This is a genomic window from Enterobacter cloacae complex sp. IR5412 (assembly GCF_049237385.1).
Taxonomy (GTDB): domain Bacteria; phylum Pseudomonadota; class Gammaproteobacteria; order Enterobacterales; family Enterobacteriaceae; genus Enterobacter; species Enterobacter intestinihominis.
This window is the reverse complement of the sequence record NZ_JBMKHQ010000018.1, coordinates 3,938-22,225: the sequence shown is the minus strand read 5'-3', so window position 1 is coordinate 22,225 and position 18,288 is coordinate 3,938. Positions and strand designations below refer to the sequence as shown.

Sequence of the window (18,288 nt, the reverse complement as noted above, 5' to 3'; positions counted from 1 at the left end):
AATAAACAAATGTGAATGGAGTTTCTGATGTTACTGGCTGGTGCTATCTTTTTATTCACGCTCGTCCTGGTTATCTGGCAACCCAGAGGGCTGGGGATTGGCTGGAGTGCCTCACTGGGCGCAATTCTGGCATTGCTGACTGGCGTCGTTCATCTGGGGGATATTCCGGTGGTCTGGCAGATAGTGTGGAATGCGACCGCCACCTTTATCGCCGTGATCATCATCAGTCTTCTGCTCGACGAATCCGGCTTCTTTGAATGGGCCGCGCTGCACGTTGCCCGTTGGGGGAATGGCCGGGGGCGGCTGCTCTTCACCTGGATCGTCCTGCTTGGTGCGATGGTTGCGGCACTGTTTGCCAACGACGGTGCGGCACTGATCCTGACACCTATCGTTATCGCGATGCTGCTGGCGCTGGGATTCAGCCGGGGAGCAACCTTAGCGTTTATCATGGCCGCAGGGTTTATCGCTGACACGGCAAGCCTGCCACTGATTGTCTCAAACCTGGTGAATATCGTCTCGGCGGATTTCTTTAAGCTTGGTTTCTCAGAATATGCCGCCGTGATGGTCCCGGTTAACCTGGCCGCGATTGCGGCTACGCTGGTGATGCTGCATCTGTTTTTCCGTAAGGACATTCCCGCCGTTTACGACGTTTCTCTGTTGAAAGAACCGAAAGACGCTATACGTGATGTGAATACCTTTAAAACCGGCTGGCTGGTTCTGGTGTTGCTTCTGGTGGGATTCTTCGGACTGGAGCCGCTGGGCGTACCGGTCAGTTTGGTCGCAGCCGCTGGTGCATTGCTTCTGTTTGCTGTTGCGAAAAAAGGGCATGCCATTAACACCGGTAAGGTGCTGCGTGGTGCGCCCTGGCAAATCGTTATCTTCTCGCTGGGGATGTACCTGGTGGTCTACGGCTTACGAAATGCCGGTCTGACCCACTATCTCTCTTCCTTGCTGAATCAGCTGGCAGAGCAGGGATTGTGGGCGGCAACGCTGGGTACGGGCTTCCTGACGGCCTTCCTGTCATCAGTGATGAACAATATGCCGACCGTGCTGGTCGGGGCGCTGTCGATTGATGGCAGCACAGCGACCGGTGTTATCAAAGAAGCGATGATTTACGCCAACGTCATCGGCAGCGACCTGGGGCCAAAAATTACCCCTATCGGCAGTCTGGCAACGTTACTGTGGCTGCACGTTCTGTCGCAGAAAAATATCAAAATTACCTGGGGATATTACTTCCGGGTGGGCATTGTCATGACAATCCCCGTGCTGTTTGTCACGCTTGCAGCACTGGCGCTTCGTCTGTCTTTCACTTTGTAATGAGATACTGATATGAGCAACATTACCATTTATCACAACCCGGCCTGCGGCACGTCACGCAATACCCTTGAAATGATCCGCAACAGCGGTACAGAGCCGACCGTTATTCATTATCTTGAAACCCCACCATCACGAGCTGAGCTGGTAAAACTCATTGCGGATATGGGGATCACGGTACGAGCGCTGCTGCGTAAGAATGTCGAACCTTTTGAAGCGTTAGGGCTGGCGGAAGACCGCTTTACTGACGAGCAGTTAATCGATTTTATGTTGCAGCACCCTGTTCTGATCAATCGCCCTATCGTGGTAACGCCGCTGGGTACCCGGCTATGCCGCCCTTCTGAAGTCGTGCTGGATATTCTTCCCGATGCGCAGAAAAGCGCGTTCACGAAAGAGGACGGTGAGAAGGTAGTTGATGAAAAAGGTAACCGGCTGAACTAAACGTGTTCTTGTGACGAAGGGCGAGAGAACTCGCCCTTTTTTATTTAAGATAATCAGTGCTAACGGAGGATAAGAAGCGGTTGTTGCGTCTTTTGCAGCATTTCGGAGGTATGACTACCGATAAAGAACTGCCGCAACCTGGAATGACCGTAGGCCCCCATCACTATCAGATCGACAGCATTTTCCTCGGCGTAACGAATAAGCGCGTCCCCGACTGATTGCCCGGTAAGATGTGTTGTGCTGTTTTCTATATCCGCGTCACGTAAAATTTGCTGTGCGGTCAGCAGCTCTTCCTTCTTACCGTTTACCATGACAAGGTGGCACTCCAGCCCCCTGAGTAAGGGACTCATCGTCAGACGTTCCAGGTTACTCCTGCTTTCTTCACTGCCATCATAAGCCAGCATGACTCTGGAAGGCACTGAGTAGTTCTCCGGAACAACCAGTAGGGGTTTCTTTTGCAGACGAATAACGCTTTCCAGATGAGAGCCTACCGGATGCTGGCTACCCCGACGCCCCAGCACCATGAGACGAAGGTCGCTCAGCTCTGCCAGAACTTCATCCGGTGTACCGTGTTTTTGCATCAAAAGCACATCCGGGCTTCCCTGTTTTTGAAGCAGTTCAGCACAACTTTCCAGTATTGCTTTCCCCTGGGCCATCAGCAGGCGATTACGTTGCCCTTCAATTTCTACCAGCTCATCGGTCAGCAATTGCTGACTGTCTATGCCGAGAGTGCCGGTCAGGTCTGACACTACCGGGGTGCTGTCTTTTTCGATAACGTGCAACAGTGCTAGCTGTGATTGCAAAGTGCGGGCTGCCCACGCCGCATATTCACACACTGACCGCGTTGAAAGTGAACCGTCCACACAGGCTGTAACAGTATTATTCATAGTTTTCCCTCCAGTCTGTTAATGACCGCCCATCAGTTTTTCGACTTCTTCAGGTTTATCGTGAACACCAAACCGGTCAACGATGGTGCGGGTGGCTTCATTCATCCCACGTATTTCAACCCCGGCGCCCTCTCTACGGAACTTAATGACCACCTTATCCAGGGCGCTGACGGACGTGATGTCCCAGAAATGGGCATGTGAAACGTCTATCACCACATTCTCAATCGCTTCACGGAAATCAAAGTGGCTCGTAAAGCGGTCTGCTGATGCAAAGAATACCTGGCCGGTGACGGTATACGTCCGGCTCGTCCCCTCCAGAACTGAGGTTACACGCATGAACCGGGATACTTTAGTGGCAAAATTGAGCGAAGCAATCAGTACACCGGTCAGCACACCGAAGGCCAGATTATGTGTTGCCACCACAACCGCGACGGTGGCAAGCATGACCACGCTGGTTGAAAGGGGGTGTGTCCGCAGGTTGGCAATGGAGCGCCAGGAGAATGTCCCGATGGAAACCATAATCATCACCGCGACCAGCGCTGCCATCGGAATTTGGGAGACCCAGTTGCGCAGGAACACAATCAGGCAAAGCAGCACCACGCCCGCCGTGAGGGTTGAAAGTCGTCCGCGTCCACCGGATTTTACGTTGATAACAGATTGCCCAATCATCGCGCAGCCTGCCATTCCTCCGATAAAGGATGTGCAGATGTTCGCGATGCCCTGAGCTTTGCACTCCCTGTTTTTGTCGCTTGGCGTGTCGGTCATGTCATCCACGATAGTGGCGGTCATCATCGACTCAAGCAGGCCAACCACCGCAAGCCCCGCAGAATATGGCAGGATGATGAGCAGCGTCTGAAGATTTAAAGGCACGTCCGGGAGCAGGAAGACCGGCAGACTGTCGGGAAGTTTCCCCATATCCCCGACGGTTCGCACATCCAGATGCAGCCACATGGCAATCCCAGTCAGCACCACGATGCACACAAGCGGTGAAGGAATGGTTTTGTTGATATAAGGGAAGAGATAGATGATCCCCAGCCCTGCCGCAGTCATGGCATAAACATGCCATGTCACATTGGTCAGCTCAGGCAACTGGGCCATAAAAATCAGTATTGCCAGTGCATTAACAAACCCCGTGACCACTGAGCGTGAAACAAAACGCATCAGCCCGCCAAGCTTCAGATATCCGGCTATCAGCTGGAATACCCCGGTCAGTATGGAGGCAGCCAGTAAATACTGTAAGCCATGATCTTTCACCAGCGTCACCATCAGGAGAGCCATTGCACCGGTGGAGGACGAAATCATCGCCGGACGTCCGCCAAAGAAGGCCATAACGAGAGGAATACAGAACGCCGAGTAGAGGCCCACCTGGGGATCAACACCGGCGATAATGGAAAAGGCGATCGCTTCTGGAATGAGTGCGAGCGCGACAACAATACCGGCCAGAACGTCACCACGGACGTTACCCAGCCAGTCCTTACGCGTCGAGGACAGCAACATAGTAATTTCTCAGTTTTTAGATACAGTCAGCCCTGGAGGGCTACATTTTTACGTACGGTAAAGCACATCCGCAGACGGGATGTTATTGAGTGCGTGCTGAGGCTTGCTCAGTACGACAGAGGAAGGAAAAACTCAGGGTGGCGTAATACGCATAGCGGTTGTCAGATTCTCCATAGCGGATGTGTATATATTGTCGGCTCTGTTGTCAGGAAGAACTTACAGAACACGTCGCGTTTGAACATGAAACACTTCAAAGCAGCCCAATACTACAAATAAAGCGAATACGGGGTCAACCCAACAAGGTACTCAAACGAAGAGGTTAAGATGCGATTTTTATCCAGGAATTCAATATTATCAAAGGACATTTGAACTTTGCCCCACCCCGGACATCTCTACTTAGCTTTGACATAAGTTATTGATTCATATGTGGTTATTTTTTAACATTTACGTTTCACGTACTGATAGATTGCCTTTGAAGCCAACGCTGACCGTCATTCATCTTGATCAGGAATTTGGGCATCTTCTAAAAACACCTTTGTACGGTAATCATCTTTCCAGCCTAACCAAACTGAATCTTCACCACCGGAAGAAACAACTTTACGGTTTCCTGTGAGATTATCAGCCTGTTCTAAGCATATTGACTGCATATCAATGAGCAAATCAGCTTCTGCGACTTCCGTGCCGCCGATCGTTTCATAGCCGGAAATCAGAACAATTGCCTCAGGGTCTCTTTCGTTCAGCATGGCGATCAACTCTTTCACTTTCATTTTAAGATACCAGTAGTTTATTTGTGTGCATTGCTGATGGATTTTATAGTGCTGCCGACCTTTTTCAAGGTGCTTCCGTTGCTTCCAACGATCATGCTAACGACCTTGTTGTCTGACCTGGTATTGCCGTGGTCATCCTTTTAGAGAAATGCTCCAAAGATCAACATGGCGGCATAGGTTTTCCAGCTTGACCAATCAATCGTGGAACCAAGCAACAGATAGAATGCCAGGGCTACCAGCCCCAGCTTTACTACTAGCGCGATTATTATGGTGAAGATAGACTCATCGCGTTCGCCTTTAAGTATTTTATACCGCGTAATTAAACTGTCGTTTTTCATGTAGCATCCGTTATAGTTATTAAAGTCCTGCATTAGAAGTTGTTATTTGCCGAAGTTACCTTGTATGAGTTAACTGTGGATCCAAAAATACAAAATATAAGCTGTGCCAATTGAAAGGATTAGAAAAGCACAGTTACTAATAAAATCTACTAATGCTTGTAGCTTCTTTATTCTCACAATTGCTGGACCGTGTTCAGTAGAGGTACTACTCAGCCCTTTTGTTCTGGCACTCTCTGCTTTTCTGAAAAAATTGTAATGCAATCCTGACCGCAAGCAAAACCATGCCAAACCAGTCGTTATTACGATATTTATGTAGAAAGCATATTGAATCATTTGTTCAGTTTCGAAGCTTTCCATTGAAAACCCTTTGTTGAAATGTTGAATAAAATTATTTTTAGTAAATGTAAGCAATAAATAGAACGAATATTAATAGTGAAAGATGCAATGCCAACATCTGCTTATGATGCCTTATGAGGATTTCTTCCTTCGCATTCATTAAATCGTACATCTCATCAATATTTTTATTGCTGGTATATTCGAGACGTTCATCACGAAGTAATTTGAACTTTACCAATACGACAAGTGATTTAATAATAAAGCTCGTAAGCATAACAGTTATAGACAAAAATAAAAAATAGGCCAAATTCATATATCACTCCATGGAGATTAATAGAAAAATTTATAATAAGTAATCTCATAGAGCATTACTTGAATCTTCTTCCCATACTAAGGACTCACCGAGAAACTTAGTTAAAGATGATTTGGCATACTGTGGTTCGGAAAAAAAACGTGGGAACCAGCCGTCAAAGCTTTGGGTACCATTGTGACGATTTTCAGGCGAGACTGATAAGCGGTACCCGTCTTCGTAAGGTGAAATGCTAAATGTGTATCCATCATCTGTCTTTGAGATCAGCGTTTTGCATGTCATATGACTGTTTGCTCACAAAGTTACTTTTCTAAGATATCGAAAAGTGTGGATTAGATCATCATTCAGATAGTCTTTTCATCACAAACTTTCCTGCCCACATTATCACAATTATAAAGGTAATAAAACCGATCTGCTCCCAACGTAAATTGGTTTGCTGTTCGGAATCATCCAAATGAATTGCATAAATGTAACATCCGAAGGTAAGCGTGAGTGGAACAACAAGCATCCCTACCTTTTTAGTAATATTTCCAATAAACCACCAATAAAGAACCCAGGAAATAATAGAAGAATAAAAAATTGCTTCTGAAACTATCATATGTAACCTCTTGAATTAGTCGATGCTGTGGGTAAATAAACCCGGACCGTCAAATGATGCAATTGCAAAATATTTAGTAACCATGAATCCTTCGGTTATCTATTTCAGCCATGTATGCAGTAGGCTTTTTTAAGAGATAGATTGGTGAAACGACATTCGTTTTGACTTTATAAGCCAGAATGAAAACACCTGCGGAGCTTGCCATAAGTACCGCAAGAAGAATAGATACCGTTAACTCCTTTGGTGTTTGTATCACCGAAAGAAGAAACAATGCGCTTATGGCTGCAAAAATCCAGCAATATAATGATGCATCCATAAAACCAGCTACAACACTCGATCCAAAAAAAAACCAAAATAAACTTATTAAGATTACTGAGTTTTCATTCATGTCTGTTCCTTGTTATTACTAATTATATTATGCTTTATAGTTGACCGTCAGACTACCCACGGGTTTTGACGAACAAAGTCACGCACTCCATTTATACATGCTTTTGAGATGACTTCAAAATAAGGATGGTTTGATGGAATCATATTCCCGGTATTATCAAGAAGCATAATAGTCCCTAAAGACCGAACCAGTTGATATTCATTGAGCTTACGCTTTAGCAAAGTTTGCAATCTATAAATTGTCTCACCGGAACTGTTACCTTCGATACCTACAACAGAGACCGTACAGTTCACTTCCTGATTATCAGATTGATAATCGAACCAGTAATTTTCGTTGCAATTTCCTTTTTGCGCATGCTCAATTTTGCCAGGCCATTTTACCCATAAAGAAGAGTTGTTTTTAGATCGTAAGATCTGCTTCAGCGTTTCCAATGGATTTTTTTCATCAACCTCAGACCAGGCCGAAATAAATTCTTTCTGCATTGCCTTAGGGTCTATAACGGCAATGAAATCAAATTCCTCTTTATTGATAGAGTTGGCTCGATCTTTGAGATAAAACAGACCGAGTTTATATCCCTTTTCACTTTTCCAGTTTGCTCCCACAGGCTGATAGTCTGTATTTATAAACGGTTTGAAAGTGTGAGTGTCGGGAGAAAAAATTACTGAGGGTGCCAGCACCCGGCCTCGGTATCGTATTGGATTTACAAATATTTTTTCCCCGTCACATAACATTTCAATAATTGCTTTTGTCACAACTACTGAAATAGAAGGTCTACATGTATTTTGATTTATTTCCCCGAGGTGCGCCAAACTTCCATCCTCACTCTTCAACACCTTTGTAAGGCAAGTCGGGCAATACTGTTGATCTCTATAATAAACAGGCATGGTTAGACGACCGGAATCGTTTAGTACCAACTGAAGTAACGGATGAGGCTCTTTCATCATGGTTATTTCTTCCCTTTCACCTTTCTGGGCTTTTCGTTTGCCTGTCTCCACTGCCATGGTGGGACAGGGTTGGTGTCTGCCCATAACCCTTTTGCCTCCTTTTGTGCTGCGGATTCATATTTGATATAGCCAGGGACAATGGCGTTATCTTCGAACCGATAAACCCACGCATATCCACTGTCCACCATAGAGGCATTGATATCATATCCATCTAACCAGATGGTACCTAACATACGGCCATAGATATCCGTACCATGGTCTATCACGGTAACGATTTTAGTTGCTATAGCTGTGGTTAAGGCCTGTTTTGCTTTTTGGCCAAAAGCCTGTTTAGATTCAGGAGCGTCTATACCATACATCCGTATTTTGATGGTTGTGTTTTGAGCATCCAACGCAGTTATGGTGTCACCGTCAACAATCTTAACCACCTTTGCCTCAAAAGTTGTTGAGTTCCCCCAGGACGCCACTGGGAATACAACAATCATGATGGGCAAAAGTAACTTTGTTAAAAAAAACATCATTTCACCTTGATTTGTTGAGTACAGACATGTATCCACAAGCCTATTTACAGGCAGTATTTTAACAAGTCATTATTTCATGGGCGGGCTTAAAACCAATCTTTTTGCAACTTAAAGGCAGAATAATCACAATAAATTTAGAACCTGAACCAAAAAATAATCCAAATTAAGCGTGTTAATCTATCTCAAAGATATTATTCCTGAGAGAGTTTGGATGAAACGTTACACTCATGATCTTGAGACAGACCTGAATGATGTGGATAAAACACCATCTCTGATCCACAAAACTTTGTTAACAGCTTCGACCATTTATGACCTGAAATATCTGGCTCAGGTATTAAATGATGAAAATGGCAGTAATTGGTCCCGTGCATCCCTTAAACGTCAGGTTACATGCATACCTGAGCATTGTGAGCTGAGTATCGCAGATGGACGCTATCTACAGACTTTAATACCTTCACGACCTGCTGATTATGAGGACAGGCACTTTAGCTTTATCGATCTGTTTGCAGGGATAGGTGGACTGCGAAGCGGATTTGATGCCATCGGTGGTAAATGTCTTTTCACGAGCGAATGGAATACTTATTCCAGCCGTACTTACCGGGCGAACTGGTATTGCGATGAGAACGAGCACCGCTTCAATTCAGACATCCGTGACATCACTCTTAGCAACCGGCCCGAGGTTACTGATGACGAGGCATACAAATTTATCGATGCCTCTATCCCGGATCATGATGTTCTTCTTGCGGGATTTCCATGCCAGCCATTCAGCATCGCCGGTGTCAGTAAAAAGAACTCTATGGGTCGCAAACACGGTTTCGAGTGCGACACTCAGGGTACGCTCTTCTTTGATGTGGCCAGGATCATCCGGGCAAAACAACCTGCAATTTTTGTTCTGGAAAACGTAAAAAATCTGAAGAGTCACGATAAGGGTAATACCTTTAACATCATCATGAAAACGCTCGATGAGCTTGGCTACGACGTCGCAAACAGCGAAAGCACGGGCGCGGATGATCCTAAAGTCATCGATGGCCGTCATTTCCGACCCCAGCACCGTGAACGTATCGTCCTTATTGGTTTTCGCCGCGACCTACGTCTGAAAGACGGTTTTACTCTGAGAGACATTAAAGACTTTTATCCGGACAAGCGCCCTTCTCTCTCAGATTTACTGGATCCGAGCGTAGATAGTAAATACATCCTCTCCCCTAAACTCTGGGAGTACTTATACAACTATGCAAAGAAACATGCGGCAAAAGGCAATGGTTTTGGTTTTGGACTAGTAGATCCTTCCAATGTTAATAGTGTCACCAGAACCCTCTCAAGCCGCTATATGAAAGACGGATCTGAAATTCTTATTGATCGGGGCTGGTCTCATGAACTGGGAGAAACTGATTTCCATAACACATACAACATGGACCGTCGGCCACGCATGCTAACGCCACGTGAATGCAGCAGGCTAATGGGCTTCGATAAACCCGGGGAAAGTGTTTTCCGTATCCCTGTGTCCAATACACAGGCTTACAGACAGTTTGGGAACTCCGTGGTCGTTGATGTCTTTGCGGCCGTCGCCAAACTGCTGAAGTCACGAATTGAATTTGCAGCCTCCCAGCGCTTGCGGCAGTTTTACGACGAAGTCAGCTGACCTGAGCTCCTTCATCAATTTAAATGCTTAAGATTGTTGTAATAATGTCAGAGGTCAACCATGACGTATTTCGAATCAGCTGAAGGTGAGACGGTATCTAAAGAACGAGCATTACAAGAACTGTCCAGGCATTGCGTTCCCGAAACAGATTTCGAAGAATTCTTTAGCGACATGGGCGTAAAGGAACAGTATGACGCTCAGGAAGTGTTGCTCTGGTTGGGATATTAAACTTCCTGTTTAGGAGACTACTATGAGCCAAAAATTCGCAGTGATGATTGCTTACGACGACGATCCAAACGTCAAAAGGTATTCACCTGACTTTCAAACGCAGGATGAGTTTGCTAAAGGGTGGCAGTCGGCTCTTAAAAAGGCACACCACACCTCAGGTCAAAAATCAGTCATCACCTGCGGATGTCGTGGAAAAGGAGAAAAGCGACTTTATGTTCGTGCTTTACCGAACGGTGATGCCTTTATTCTCGTCAAAGCCGCTAACACGGGCATTGAGCATGATCCTTCCTGTGTATTCTTCTCCCTTGATGCCCGGCATACCGGCCTGAAAGGATATGCGAGTGGTGTGGTCCGGATTACAACCGAAGGTGATATGGCTGTAAGGCTCGGTATCGGTATGACAGAGAAAGATCCTCCTGAAAAATCAGAAGTGCCTCCCCTGCCCCATGTTCAGCGACCAGAAGGAGGTCAGGCCTCAATGACCCTCCTGGGCTTGCTTAGTCTTTTGTGGACAGAGTCTGGTCTGAATGTCTGGTACCCGAAAATGGCAGGGAAACGTAACGATTCACTGGTACGGTATCGTCTGCTTGAAACCGCTAAACAAATTCGTACCGGCAGAGCCTGCATAGGTGACCATTTATTCATTGGTGTACCTGACCCGAAACAACCTGTCGCTCAGTCGCAAATTCAGCGTCTTTCATCACAGGCGATGAGTGATAAACGTCTCATGCTCCTGTCAGTTTTACCTCGCTACGATGCTGAAAAGCATGAGAAGCCACTTAAATTTTTACCCCTGCGGAATTTTGGGGGGCTACCGCTGATTTTTTTCAATTCAGAAGTCCATTGGGATAGCGTAAAGAAACGATTTTCATCGGAGTACGCAGCATGGAAATCCGGGGCGAAAATAGTTGTCTTTGCGTTGACGTCACCAGCTGCGGTAACCGGCAGAGGCCCTTCTGTAAGAGCTCATCAAATTGTGCTGATGCACGTTAGCGAGAACTGGATACCTCTGGACTCCTCCTATGAGGCGGTTGTTGCAGAAAAGCTGGATGCAGAGCACCGGCAGTACGTTAAGCCCATGCGTTATGATGCGAGTATTAGTGAGGTGTTCCCTGACTTCTACCTGCTCGACACAAAAAGCGATAAGCCGTTCCCGATGGAAGTATTTGGTATGGCCACTCCTGCTTATCTGGCCCGAAAGCAACTCAAAAAAGATTATTACAACCGTGAATATGGGCCTTATGGATGGTGGCACTGGGATGCGACCACAGCATCTGAAACTATGGTGCTGCCTCATTTTCCAGAATCACGCAAACCTCTTTCAACTGACACACCTGCTTAAAATGGAGAAAAAATGTCCTACATGCTTTCGCTAAGCGAACAGACAAAACTGAACGCTTTCCTGTCAGGGATCCTAGATGATTACAAGACTGGGGTTATCACTCAGATACAAGCTGTTGGTAGAATCGGTAACGTGTTTTCTGCTCTGGAAAGTGGAGACTCAAAAAAGGTAGTGCATTTGTTGACTGAAGGACGAAAACTCCTGCGGACGGGCTGAATGTCCGCAGAAGTTCTTATGTGCCAGGGGATGCAGAGAAGTGTATCAACCTGGCTTCATTTATCATGATGTTTTTCTGCTACGCGGCTGTTTTGACTTTCCAGTACCTCCCCCTGCCATTGCACCAGTTAATGTATCAATGGTGCCTTTCAGGGATTCTGAGATTGTTTTCTCCGCCTCCAGGGTAGCTTCCAGCTTCATTACTTTGGCCTGGAGCGTTTTGAGTTCATTGCTTTGTTCAGCCACTTCCGCTTCATAGCCCTGGCTGACCAAAGTTACTTTATTCAGGTCGGCGCTCAGCGACTCGTTTAGTTTATGGAGTTCAGTAAGCTCGGCATTCACCGCCACCAGGTCACCCTCTTTCCCGGACAGTGCACTTTTCAGCTCAGTACAAAGGTTCTGTGCAGCAATCAATTCCTGTTCAAACCTGTCCCTCTCTGCCTTTGTATCTGACACAGTCTGACTTAACTGGTCGCATTGTCTGGAAAGACCGGCGTTATCAGAACGCTGCGTGTTGATCTCTTCGTTCAGCTTTTTTTGATATTCAAGGTGACCAGCGATCTCTGTTTTACGTTCAGCCAGTTGCTGGGAGAGTGAGTCATTTGACTGCTGTGCGAGGCTCAATTCATGCCGTGTGCTATCTAACTGGTGATGGCAGGTTTCGAGTTCTGCTTCGGCAACATTCAGCCTTGTTTCTAACTCCTTGACGGTACTGTCCCGGATCTCTAATCGACCCTGTAGTGCCTGATTCTCAAGTTTCAGCTCATCCATATCGGTAGCGCTTTGCTCAAGCCGCTGTAACAGCTGCGTTACCTCCTCCTCCAGCTGCATGCTACGTGCTTCAGCTTTTTTAACACTATCATTCTGTATTGCGGTATAGCTTCTACGGTAGTGCCAGGTGATGTACGAGATAATATCGCCGAGTGCAACCTTTACCTCATCGGGTATATCCAGGTAACGGGCCTCTTCAGGAACCTCTTTAACATACTTCTGGTACTCCGCGAACATCTCCTGTGACCTTGCAAACGAGCCGCCAACAGCGTTTCTGAGCCAGTGAACTTTGAAGCTCAGATCGATATTTTCCGGGTTAATTTCTTTCTCTTTGCACAGACGTTCGATTGCATTGAAGTAATCGATCATCGCGATAGATGAGTACCTTGAACGACCCATTTCCTTTGATTTTTCAGTGGATTCGCTGCGGATGTCATTCTGCACCTCTGGCGGGGTAGCATCGTTCAGGCTTTTTTCTTTATCATTTTCAATCATCATTTTTTTCCTGCGGCCGGAAGCTGGTTTGCAAAATATATGCTGATAAGATCGTTCAGAGCATTCAGAAGCGAGATACTGTCGATGCAAATATGAACGTTTCCATTCTCAAACAGGCGACACCGCCAGCCATTCTCATCACTGAACTCGCCTGTGAATTCTGTATTTCTCATGGCCGTCAGCCTGTCGACCATACTCAGCCCACCGCCGGTTGCAGGTGTTGGAGTATCAGAACAGATGCATACAATATTCTCAAAGTCGCGTAAACAAAAGTGATTGTCCTGCGAGAAACCGTTGTACCTCAGCACGTTCACACCAGGAAAAATCCCCCGAAGAACAAGCTTTTTTGGCATTGTATATTGCCTGGCATTGCTTTTGAAACTTCGGTCAAGCTTGTTGAGAACATCAACGAAACCTTCTGCAAGGGTGTCTCGTCTGTTAGCCAGTGCATGCTGTAATGTTCCCTTAACAATCTCCAGGGAAGCGACGGGCGGATCCGTACGAAGGGATTCGTTAAAGGCTTCTTTTTGCTTATGGTTCCAGTACCGGTCCATACCTGTTTCTTCAAAGAGCCTTTTCCACGTTTTACGGTCAATTTCCTTACGCCCCTCCTCGATGGTGCGATCCAGTGACGACGGAAGACCAAATGCGTTGGGCTGCATAATTCTGCTGGTGAAGAGAGAGAGACCGCACAGTTCCGACGCTTCCGAGATTAACCGCATCCCTTCTTCGAATTTCTGCATGGCCATATCCCGGGCGCTGATGAGCTGCCCTGTCCGGCTCGCCGGTACTGGCTCAGAACCCTGGTTTTGAGTCATTTTACACTCCATTTTGGTATGTCAGAACATTTTGATTTGAGCAAAGGTAGGTGTACACAGACATTAAAGTTGTCTCCTTTAACATGAAAAAGACTTTAAAGTTGTCTACTTCTTCAGATAGACCTACTTAACAGGATACTAAGTAGGTCATCTCCTTTCTCGCGTAGCATCTCTCGACGTTCACAGCAGAGGACACGTTTCAAAATGTCATCCAAAATTTTTTTCCATTATCTGACGTTGGGTGATTTTGATGGTCAGCGAGTAGAGGCTTTAACAATGTGGGTTGCCCTGAGCAAAGTAAGGGAAGTAGATGTACCAGAAATGTACGCGTTGCCTTGCATGAAGGGGGGCATCTTAAAGCTCATTGATTAAACAAACTCACTATGCCGCTACAAACAGCCCAAAACCGTCACTTGATAACGTGTTATTTAGATAAATTAATGCTCAGGGCTTTTAGCCAAACTGTCACTTGATGTAAGAATCCAGAACCTTCAGCACAACGTCCAGGTCTTCTTCTCGTTTCTGTTCTTCACTTTCATGAACAATATGTTCAGTCAAATGTCCTTTAATCACTTCACGCAATAAACCATTCACGGCACCACGTATGGCGGCTATTTGTTGCAGTACAGCGGCACATTCGTGAGGTTCATCAAGCATTTTTTTCAGCGCAGCAACCTGCCCCTGGATCTTGCTTGTACGTGCTTTCAGTTTTTGTTTATCGCGGATGGTATGTGACATGTGGGCTCTCACTCTCCTGGATATTTTATGTAACTATACCAGCGTTATTCTACTGGGGGGTAGTATATTTTACTGGGGGGGAGTAGAATCCGGCCTACACTTAATAACCAAGAATGATTCTCATGAACGAATTTACGACACTTCTTCAGCAAGGCAACGCATGGTTTTTCATCCCCAGCGCCATTCTGCTTGGCGCGCTTCATGGACTGGAGCCCGGGCACTCCAAAACAATGATGGCAGCATTCATCATTGCTATAAAAGGCACCGTACGTCAGGCCGTGATGCTGGGTGTCGCGGCAACATTGTCGCACACTGCAGTCGTATGGCTGATTGCTTTTGGAGGGATGTATATCAGTAATAAATTTACCGCAGAATCAGCCGAACCCTGGCTACAGATGGTCTCTTCAGTGATCATCCTTGGTACGGCTTTTTGGATGTTCTGGCGAACCTGGAGCGGTGAGAAAAACTGGCTGGAGGGAATGCAGGAGAATGAACATCATCACCATGACGAAACAAGGTTGATCGATACTGGCCATGGAAAAGTTGAACTGTCCATTTTTGAAGAAGGACAACTTCCCCACTGGCGGCTACGCACTCTTAGTGGCCAAAGATGGGCTTCTGAAGATATCTCATTAACCACACTTCGGGAAAACAGTACGATCTCTCAGACTTTTGAATTTGTTGATCATGGTGATTATCTGGAGTCAACATCTCCCATCCCTGAGCCTCACAGTTTCAACGTACGTCTGTCTCTGGGACATCGTGGTCATGTCCATGACTATGATGTGGCGTTCGCTGAACACGACCATGACCATGACCACTCTGAGCTTGATGGGCTGGATGTGAATTCGAAAGAGTATCAGGACGCTCACGAACTGGCTCATGCCAATGACATAAAACGCCGCTTCGACGGGAAAGAAGTAACCAACGGGCAAATCCTGATATTTGGACTGACAGGAGGGCTTATCCCTTGCCCGGCAGCTATAACTGTATTGTTGATCTGCCTTCAGCTTAAAGCGCTTACGCTGGGTGCCACACTGGTTGTTTGTTTCAGTATCGGCCTGGCATTGACCCTCGTAACGGTTGGAGTGGGTGCGGCGATCAGCGTTCGTCAGGTCGCCAAACGCTGGAGTGGCTTCAATACCATCGCCAGAAGAGCCCCCTATATTTCAAGCGCCCTGATTGCTGCTGTTGGGATTTACATGGGTATACATGGCTGGAATGGGCTGGTGCATTAACACCGGTACTGATGACACACACTCTGGGTACTTACAAAGTACATCCTAAGCGCCACCGTTGAGGTTATGAGCAGAAAAACCCGGAATATAAAGCTGCTCTTTCCGGGACTTGTTGCTGAGGCAGGGATTAAGTAACTGATTAAATCCATTCCCATAAGACTCAATGATAAATGAAAGAATAAAAAAAACGCTCCCGGACGGGAGCGTAAGCCAGTGACTTCGGCGTCAAATGAGGGTCTAACAAGTGGAGCTGCGGGTTAATTCTGGGTGATCTGGCTGCGATGCTTTTCAGCCTGCTGCTGATGAATAACGGAAGACTGACCATTATTCGCCTTCTCGTGCACAACAGCGGCTTTTTCATGCTCGTTCATTTCTGAAAATGACGTTGCTGATTCGTTGGTGGCCCCTGGTTTGCCTTTCATCATTTTTTTATGCATCTCCGCCATGTCCTGGTGGGCAGAAGCGTTGCCGTTTTGCATCATTTCATGGGACATTGCAGCCTGATCGTGTCCGCTCATATCCATCATTGTCATACTGTCTCCCTGAACAGCGCTTTTTTCAGAGGTTGACTGCATCTGATGGGCGGGTGCCTGGGCATTATTTACCTGGTCATGCATGTTCATTGTCTCTGCAGCCATGGCGGATGAAGCGACAGCCATAATGGCAACAAATGATACAAGGATCTTTTTCATGGTTGGGTCTCCGGTGTTTTCATACCCAAACAATCAACGGCTTATAACAGAGAAAGCATTTGATCTCAGGGCGGGTTATTCATCACTCCAGGAACCAGGCGATTGCGTTATCACTCTGCTCCTGATTTATGTATGATTATAAAAAACCGCCTCTGTTTATCGCGTGACTGAATGATGACAATTTTGTCACCTTCCAGGTTTCTCCTGAAGAACGGGATTAATCCATTAACAGGCGCACACTGAACACAATTTCCCGCCCCTGCTGTTCTGCTGACAGCTCGCCGCCATGAGCATGAATGATCGACCTTGTAATTGATAATCCCAGCCCCGCGCCTTCCGTGTTGTGGACCCTTGATGAATCAGCTCGATAGAACCGATCAAACAAACGTTCCAGATTAGCGGGAACCTGGCCGGACATCGTATTCGTAATCATCACGTTCACACAGTCACTGTCACGCTCAAGGTGTATCGCTGTACAGGTGTTATCGGGAGAATACTTGATTGCATTGGAAAGCAGGTTACTGAAAGCACGTCGCAGCATATCGCTGTCTCCGGCAACAACGCCCTCTCCTTCAACGGTGATTGTCTTTCCTGTTTCGTCTGCCAGAGGCTCGAACAGCTCACGTAATTCATTCAGTTCGGCGGCCAGATCCACATCATGTTTATCCAGCTGCAGCAGACCATGCTCTGAACGTGCCAGAAAAAGCATATCACTGGTCATTCGTGACAACCTTTTCAGTTCTTCCAGGTAAGCGAATAAGATTTCGCGGTAATGCGAAACATCCCTTTCCTTAGCCAGTGCAAACTGCGTCTGCATCATCAGATTACTGACCGCTGTGCGCAGCTCATGCGCGATGTCAGACGAGAAATCTGACAGTTTCCGGAATGACCCCTCCAGGCGATCGAACATGTTATTGAACTCCTGCATGGTCTCAGAAATTTCCGGCGGAGCCAAATCGGGATTAAGACGCTGATCCAGGCTGTGTACGGTCATGGAGGAAGCCAGACTGGTCATTTCCCGTAGCGGTTTCAGACCAATACGTGTGGTCAGCCAGCCCAGAAAAACAGAAATAAAGACCAGACCGATATTGAACCAGAACAGCCAGGTACTGAGCTTATCCATAAACAGGGTGTGATACCCAGTATCCGTGGCAACCGTAATGATGACATGTTTGCTTTTACCCTGTTCCGGCGTCACGGCAACCCGCCGCGAGATACTGCGGTACACGGTGTTATTTTCTTCCGTCTGGATCATATAGTCGAGAATATCACCCGACTTATTAAGCAGGACCGCTGGAACAACAGAATTTTTGGCATAGAGTTCAACAATTTTTTCATTTTCCATGTTTTTTATAGAAATGAATAAACCATTGTGCCCTACCATCGCATCGTTTATTTTTTCTGATAATGACTTAATATCCGTTTTGTTCCGGAACGTCTCTGTTTTAAGAAACTCTTCGGTGAGCTGAAGTTTACCTGTCAGAAAATCGCGGTCCTGATTATCGAAATAGCCATTAAGGGTGCTAATCAGGATAAAACTTGATAACCACCATACCGTAAGCATCACCGCGGCTTTGTTGAATAAATCGAACTTTTGCTGAGTTGAAGGATCAGATCACGCATCTTCCCGACAACGCAGACCGTTCCGTGGCAAAGCAAAAGTTCAAAATCACCAACTGGCCCACCTACAATAAAGCCCTCATCAACCGTGGCTCCATAACTTTCTGGCTGGATGATGAAGCTATTCAGGCCTGGTATGAGTCGGCAGCG

The 18,288-nt window shown here is 46.5% G+C and carries 19 protein-coding genes and 1 pseudogene; 7 read left to right on the top strand and 13 right to left on the bottom strand.

The genetic code is table 11. The annotated features are described in order from the left end of the window. Nucleotides 1–27: 27 nt before the first annotated feature. Complete coding sequence (locus ACOTX2_RS22455) at nt 28–1,317, top strand: arsenic transporter (RefSeq protein ID WP_000922628.1); 1,290 nt, start codon at nt 28–30, stop codon at nt 1,315–1,317. Between the two features lie 12 nt (nt 1,318–1,329). Further along, nucleotides 1,330–1,755: a glutaredoxin-dependent arsenate reductase gene (gene arsC / locus ACOTX2_RS22450; protein WP_000065802.1), complete on the top strand. Its 426-nt coding sequence runs from the start codon at nt 1,330–1,332 to the stop codon at nt 1,753–1,755. A 59-nt stretch (nt 1,756–1,814) separates the two neighbouring features. Here the strand turns inward: arsC and ACOTX2_RS22445 are convergent, their stop codons facing one another. The 8 genes from ACOTX2_RS22445 to ACOTX2_RS22410 all read right to left on the bottom strand — a co-directional run bounded on the left by ACOTX2_RS22445 (nt 1,815) and on the right by ACOTX2_RS22410 (nt 8,338). Beyond that, entirely contained in the window at nt 1,815–2,642 is an 828-nt protein-coding gene (locus ACOTX2_RS22445; RefSeq protein WP_001066652.1) for a universal stress protein, read from the bottom strand. Between the two features lie 18 nt (nt 2,643–2,660). Beyond that, on the bottom strand, nt 2,661–4,139 hold the full coding sequence (locus tag ACOTX2_RS22440) for a SulP family inorganic anion transporter (RefSeq protein WP_000927306.1): 1,479 nt from the start codon (nt 4,137–4,139) through the stop codon (nt 2,661–2,663). 491 nt (nt 4,140–4,630) lie between these two features. After that, a complete protein-coding gene (locus ACOTX2_RS22435) occupies nt 4,631–4,906 on the bottom strand; it encodes a hypothetical protein (RefSeq protein ID WP_000864986.1) in 276 nt (91 codons plus the stop codon). Between the two features lie 140 nt (nt 4,907–5,046). After that, the gene (locus ACOTX2_RS22430; protein WP_001371914.1) at nt 5,047–5,244 is read right to left on the bottom strand and encodes a hypothetical protein; all 198 of its coding nucleotides are present in this window, start codon (nt 5,242–5,244) and stop codon (nt 5,047–5,049) included. Between the two features lie 986 nt (nt 5,245–6,230). Beyond that, the gene (locus ACOTX2_RS22425) at nt 6,231–6,488 is read right to left on the bottom strand and encodes a hypothetical protein (protein WP_000637193.1); all 258 of its coding nucleotides are present in this window, start codon (nt 6,486–6,488) and stop codon (nt 6,231–6,233) included. A 73-nt stretch (nt 6,489–6,561) separates the two neighbouring features. Beyond that, nucleotides 6,562–6,876 carry a hypothetical protein gene (locus tag ACOTX2_RS22420; RefSeq protein ID WP_001005009.1) on the bottom strand — a complete coding sequence of 105 codons (315 nt, stop codon included), beginning with the start codon at nt 6,874–6,876 and terminating at the stop codon, nt 6,562–6,564. A gap of 47 nt (nt 6,877–6,923) precedes the next feature. Continuing rightward, complete coding sequence (locus ACOTX2_RS22415; RefSeq protein ID WP_000975181.1) at nt 6,924–7,820, bottom strand: hypothetical protein; 897 nt, start codon at nt 7,818–7,820, stop codon at nt 6,924–6,926. Between the two features lie 2 nt (nt 7,821–7,822). Then, on the bottom strand, nt 7,823–8,338 hold the full coding sequence (locus tag ACOTX2_RS22410) for a thermonuclease family protein (RefSeq protein WP_031942328.1): 516 nt from the start codon (nt 8,336–8,338) through the stop codon (nt 7,823–7,825). A gap of 214 nt (nt 8,339–8,552) precedes the next feature. Between ACOTX2_RS22410 and ACOTX2_RS22405 the strand changes: the two genes are divergently transcribed. The 3 genes from ACOTX2_RS22405 to ACOTX2_RS22395 are packed head-to-tail and all read left to right on the top strand — an operon-like array spanning nt 8,553 to nt 11,550. Next, on the top strand, nt 8,553–9,980 hold the full coding sequence (locus ACOTX2_RS22405) for a DNA cytosine methyltransferase (RefSeq protein WP_000833382.1): 1,428 nt from the start codon (nt 8,553–8,555) through the stop codon (nt 9,978–9,980). A gap of 60 nt (nt 9,981–10,040) precedes the next feature. Further along, nucleotides 10,041–10,208: a hypothetical protein gene (locus ACOTX2_RS22400; RefSeq protein WP_000220758.1), complete on the top strand. Its 168-nt coding sequence runs from the start codon at nt 10,041–10,043 to the stop codon at nt 10,206–10,208. Between the two features lie 22 nt (nt 10,209–10,230). After that, nucleotides 10,231–11,550: a DUF1173 family protein gene (locus ACOTX2_RS22395; protein ID WP_000078514.1), complete on the top strand. Its 1,320-nt coding sequence runs from the start codon at nt 10,231–10,233 to the stop codon at nt 11,548–11,550. A gap of 279 nt (nt 11,551–11,829) precedes the next feature. Here the strand turns inward: ACOTX2_RS22395 and ACOTX2_RS22390 are convergent, their stop codons facing one another. From ACOTX2_RS22390 to rcnR, 3 genes are all read right to left on the bottom strand, one after another. After that, nucleotides 11,830–13,035: a hypothetical protein gene (locus tag ACOTX2_RS22390; protein WP_001572381.1), complete on the bottom strand. Its 1,206-nt coding sequence runs from the start codon at nt 13,033–13,035 to the stop codon at nt 11,830–11,832. Next, nucleotides 13,032–13,850: a DUF4942 domain-containing protein gene (locus tag ACOTX2_RS22385; RefSeq protein WP_044704764.1), complete on the bottom strand. Its 819-nt coding sequence runs from the start codon at nt 13,848–13,850 to the stop codon at nt 13,032–13,034. The genes ACOTX2_RS22390 and ACOTX2_RS22385 overlap by 4 nt, the downstream gene beginning before the upstream one ends. A 465-nt stretch (nt 13,851–14,315) precedes the next feature. Then, nucleotides 14,316–14,588, bottom strand: a complete 273-nt coding sequence (rcnR, locus tag ACOTX2_RS22380) for a Ni(II)/Co(II)-binding transcriptional repressor RcnR (RefSeq protein WP_000019951.1) — start codon at nt 14,586–14,588, stop codon at nt 14,316–14,318. A gap of 122 nt (nt 14,589–14,710) precedes the next feature. Here rcnR and ACOTX2_RS22375 point away from each other — a divergent pair, with 122 nt between their 5' ends. Beyond that, entirely contained in the window at nt 14,711–15,826 is a 1,116-nt protein-coding gene (locus ACOTX2_RS22375) for a nickel/cobalt efflux protein RcnA (RefSeq protein WP_001572377.1), read from the top strand. A gap of 257 nt (nt 15,827–16,083) precedes the next feature. Here ACOTX2_RS22375 and ACOTX2_RS22370 read toward each other — a convergent pair whose 3' ends face one another. Together ACOTX2_RS22370 and pcoS are read right to left on the bottom strand one after the other, a co-directional pair. Beyond that, nucleotides 16,084–16,518, bottom strand: a complete 435-nt coding sequence (locus tag ACOTX2_RS22370) for a hypothetical protein (protein ID WP_000723070.1) — start codon at nt 16,516–16,518, stop codon at nt 16,084–16,086. Nucleotides 16,519–16,735: 217 nt separating this feature from the next. Beyond that, nucleotides 16,736–18,082: a copper resistance membrane spanning protein PcoS gene (gene pcoS / locus ACOTX2_RS22365; RefSeq protein WP_004248839.1), complete on the bottom strand. Its 1,347-nt coding sequence runs from the start codon at nt 18,080–18,082 to the stop codon at nt 16,736–16,738. Between the two features lie 38 nt (nt 18,083–18,120). Between pcoS and ACOTX2_RS22360 the strand changes: the two are divergent. Beyond that, nucleotides 18,121–18,288: pseudogene (locus ACOTX2_RS22360) on the top strand (IS5/IS1182 family transposase); the annotation flags it as partial.

Bases quoted from the DNA above. Each gene is read 5' to 3' on its own strand.
- ACOTX2_RS22455 (WP_000922628.1), top strand. From the start codon at position 28: ATGTTACTGGCTGGTGCTATCTTTTTATTCACGCTCGTCCTGGTTATC.
- arsC (WP_000065802.1), top strand. From the start codon at position 1,330: ATGAGCAACATTACCATTTATCACAACCCGGCCTGCGGCACGTCACGC.
- ACOTX2_RS22445 (WP_001066652.1), bottom strand. From the start codon at position 2,642: ATGAATAATACTGTTACAGCCTGTGTGGACGGTTCACTTTCAACGCGG.
- ACOTX2_RS22440 (WP_000927306.1), bottom strand. From the start codon at position 4,139: ATGTTGCTGTCCTCGACGCGTAAGGACTGGCTGGGTAACGTCCGTGGT.
- ACOTX2_RS22435 (WP_000864986.1), bottom strand. From the start codon at position 4,906: ATGAAAGTGAAAGAGTTGATCGCCATGCTGAACGAAAGAGACCCTGAG.
- ACOTX2_RS22430 (WP_001371914.1), bottom strand. From the start codon at position 5,244: ATGAAAAACGACAGTTTAATTACGCGGTATAAAATACTTAAAGGCGAA.
- ACOTX2_RS22425 (WP_000637193.1), bottom strand. From the start codon at position 6,488: ATGATAGTTTCAGAAGCAATTTTTTATTCTTCTATTATTTCCTGGGTT.
- ACOTX2_RS22420 (WP_001005009.1), bottom strand. From the start codon at position 6,876: ATGAATGAAAACTCAGTAATCTTAATAAGTTTATTTTGGTTTTTTTTT.
- ACOTX2_RS22415 (WP_000975181.1), bottom strand. From the start codon at position 7,820: ATGATGAAAGAGCCTCATCCGTTACTTCAGTTGGTACTAAACGATTCC.
- ACOTX2_RS22410 (WP_031942328.1), bottom strand. From the start codon at position 8,338: ATGTTTTTTTTAACAAAGTTACTTTTGCCCATCATGATTGTTGTATTC.
- ACOTX2_RS22405 (WP_000833382.1), top strand. From the start codon at position 8,553: ATGAAACGTTACACTCATGATCTTGAGACAGACCTGAATGATGTGGAT.
- ACOTX2_RS22400 (WP_000220758.1), top strand. From the start codon at position 10,041: ATGACGTATTTCGAATCAGCTGAAGGTGAGACGGTATCTAAAGAACGA.
- ACOTX2_RS22395 (WP_000078514.1), top strand. From the start codon at position 10,231: ATGAGCCAAAAATTCGCAGTGATGATTGCTTACGACGACGATCCAAAC.
- ACOTX2_RS22390 (WP_001572381.1), bottom strand. From the start codon at position 13,035: ATGATGATTGAAAATGATAAAGAAAAAAGCCTGAACGATGCTACCCCG.
- ACOTX2_RS22385 (WP_044704764.1), bottom strand. From the start codon at position 13,850: ATGACTCAAAACCAGGGTTCTGAGCCAGTACCGGCGAGCCGGACAGGG.
- rcnR (WP_000019951.1), bottom strand. From the start codon at position 14,588: ATGTCACATACCATCCGCGATAAACAAAAACTGAAAGCACGTACAAGC.
- ACOTX2_RS22375 (WP_001572377.1), top strand. From the start codon at position 14,711: ATGAACGAATTTACGACACTTCTTCAGCAAGGCAACGCATGGTTTTTC.
- ACOTX2_RS22370 (WP_000723070.1), bottom strand. From the start codon at position 16,518: ATGAAAAAGATCCTTGTATCATTTGTTGCCATTATGGCTGTCGCTTCA.
- pcoS (WP_004248839.1), bottom strand. From the start codon at position 18,082: ATGCTTACGGTATGGTGGTTATCAAGTTTTATCCTGATTAGCACCCTT.